Source organism: Arthrobacter sp. 2YAF22_2 (assembly GCF_052114645.1).
In the GTDB taxonomy this organism is placed as follows: domain Bacteria; phylum Actinomycetota; class Actinomycetes; order Actinomycetales; family Micrococcaceae; genus Arthrobacter.
This window is the reverse complement of sequence record NZ_JBFRFD010000595.1, coordinates 1-2,003: the sequence shown is the minus strand read 5'-3', so window position 1 is coordinate 2,003 and position 2,003 is coordinate 1. Positions and strand designations below refer to the sequence as shown.

3 protein-coding genes and 1 pseudogene are annotated in these 2,003 nt (G+C 64.6%); 3 read left to right on the top strand and 1 reads right to left on the bottom strand.

Annotation, left to right across the window (positions count from 1 at the left end):
- Window positions 1-39: 39 nt before the first annotated feature.
- Window positions 40-387, bottom strand: coding sequence for a hypothetical protein (locus tag AB4Y86_RS17685; protein ID WP_441403461.1), 348 nt, complete (start codon window positions 385-387; stop codon window positions 40-42).
- A gap of 141 nt (window positions 388-528) precedes the next feature.
- Between AB4Y86_RS17685 and AB4Y86_RS17680 the strand changes: the two genes are divergently transcribed.
- From AB4Y86_RS17680 to AB4Y86_RS17670, 3 genes and pseudogenes are all read left to right on the top strand, one after another.
- Window positions 529-831, top strand: a complete 303-nt coding sequence (locus tag AB4Y86_RS17680; protein ID WP_056424304.1) for a DUF4193 domain-containing protein — start codon at window positions 529-531, stop codon at window positions 829-831.
- A 300-nt stretch (window positions 832-1,131) separates the two neighbouring features.
- A complete protein-coding gene (locus AB4Y86_RS17675; RefSeq protein WP_441403462.1) occupies window positions 1,132-1,656 on the top strand; it encodes an AMIN-like domain-containing (lipo)protein in 525 nt (174 codons plus the stop codon).
- A 123-nt stretch (window positions 1,657-1,779) separates the two neighbouring features.
- A pseudogene (locus AB4Y86_RS17670) lies at window positions 1,780-2,003 on the top strand (HNH endonuclease signature motif containing protein); the annotation flags it as partial.

Sequence of the window (2,003 nt, the reverse complement as noted above, 5' to 3'; positions counted from 1 at the left end):
CTGATGCCGCCGGTCGGGCAGCGGCACCGCCGCGCGGGCCTAGTCGGCGTCGATCTCTTCGAGCAGCTTCTTGGCTGCTTCGGCGATGTCGTCGTGCCCATGCTGCGCGGCCCGGCTCTCCAGCGACACAACGGCGCAACGGTGGATTTTCTTGAAATCGCCGAAGGGGAACGTGACGCTGCCCTTGGTCCCCTTGGAAGCGTCGGCGTCCAGCCCAAGATGCCAGTTGGCGAACTCCGCGAATCCGCTCTTTTCGATGAACTTGTTCTCCTGCTCGGCCGACGGCGCGTGCTCGCTCCAGTCGTCCCGGGTATCGCGCTGGACTTTCCCGTCCTTGATCAGTTGACGTGCGTGGGCGAGGGCCTTTTTGTTGAGTTTGGTAGCCATGGTTACCTCCAGGTTCGCTGAGCGGGGCGACGTCGAATGTCGCTTTAAACACAGTATTCTTCAACTCCTAGCTTGATGCCCTAAACTGCTTCACTGAGGTGCCTGAAATGGCGCAGCGCAGCAACGAAAGTGAACCCCGCTATGGCTACCGATTACGACGCCCCACGCAAGACAGAAGAAGAGTCTCCCGCTGAATCTTTGGAGGCCCTCCAGGCGTCCCGTGGCGGCGGCGCCCAGACCGCTGTTATCGACGTCGACGAGAACGACACCGCCGAAGGCATCGACCTTCCGGGCGCCGATCTCTCCGGCGAAGAACTGACTGTCATTGTTGTTCCCGAGCAGTCCGATGAATTCACCTGCTCCTCCTGCTTCCTGGTCCGCCACCGGTCCCAGGTCGCCAAGGAAAAGAACGGCATGAAGTACTGCCGCGACTGCGAAGGCTAAACAGCCTTCCGCCGCGTGCCAGCCCGCGTCGCCGGGCTCGTTTCGAGAGTTTCGATTTATCCCATGCAAAGCGCCGGATTCCTACGGGAACCGGCGCTTTGCCGTATCCGGGCCGCGTGGCCCCAAGACCGATATCCAGTACCGATTTTGTGATCTGGACGGAGTCCGGCTAACGGTTGGACGCCGATCCGGCTCCGGCCCTCGTCAACGGGCGTGCGCGCTCCTACGCTTGAGTTGTCTGGATGACTTGAGGGGGCGGCCCGAGTGAGGCGAATTCCTGGGAAGAAGCTAACCGTCTGGATGGTGGCCGTGCTGACGGTCGCAGGGCTGGGGCTGCTGGCGCCCGGGCCTGCCGTTGCCGCGCCGTACTGCGGGCTCGTGTGGGGATCGCTGGCGAAAGCCGACGCAGCCATGAGCCAGGCGAAGGTGGTCAACGTCCGGACCGGCCAGCACTATTGTTTTGACCGCCTCGTCATTGACCTCAACGGACCTGCTGCAGGCTACACGGTGCGCTATGTTCCCCAGGTGGTGCAGGACGGTGCCGGTTTGCCCATCCCGCTGCGGGGCCAGGCTTTCCTCCAGCTCACCGTCAACGCGCCCGCCTACGACGACGCCGRCCATCCTACTTACGCGCCGGGTGACAAGAGTGAAGTGAGTAACGTGGGCGGTTATCAGACGTTCCGTCAGGTGGCGTGGGCTGGCAGCTTCGAGGGCTACACCAGCCTGGGAGTCGGCGTCCGGGCGCGGCTGCCGTTCCGGGCCTTCACCCTGGCCGGGCCCGACGCCGGTACCCGGCTCGTGATCGACGTCGCGCACTATTGGTGACCGCGACGGCGCTCGATGGCGGGCCCGCTAGAGCGCACCGAGGACCGACCGGCTAGCAGACCCGGTCACGTCTTTAACGTCAGTGCCTCCTCGTAAAGTTTGGGTATGGAAAGCAGTGTGGTTTTGAGTGCGGAGATTGGGGAGGCGGTGGCGGCCGTCGCCGCGTCCGCTGCTGCGCTTACTGCTTTGATCGGGGCGGGGCCCTTGGCCGGAAACGATCCGTGGCGGGACGCTGATCCGTTGCGGGCTGTGGCGGAGGCGTGCCTGGACGGTCTGGCCGAGGTCGCCCGGGGGGAGGCCCGGTTCGCGGCGCTGAAGGCGAGGCTGGCCGCCGAGTACGTGCGGGC

Bases quoted from the DNA above. Each gene is read 5' to 3' on its own strand.
- AB4Y86_RS17685 (WP_441403461.1), bottom strand. From the start codon at position 387: ATGGCTACCAAACTCAACAAAAAGGCCCTCGCCCACGCACGTCAACTG.
- AB4Y86_RS17680 (WP_056424304.1), top strand. From the start codon at position 529: ATGGCTACCGATTACGACGCCCCACGCAAGACAGAAGAAGAGTCTCCC.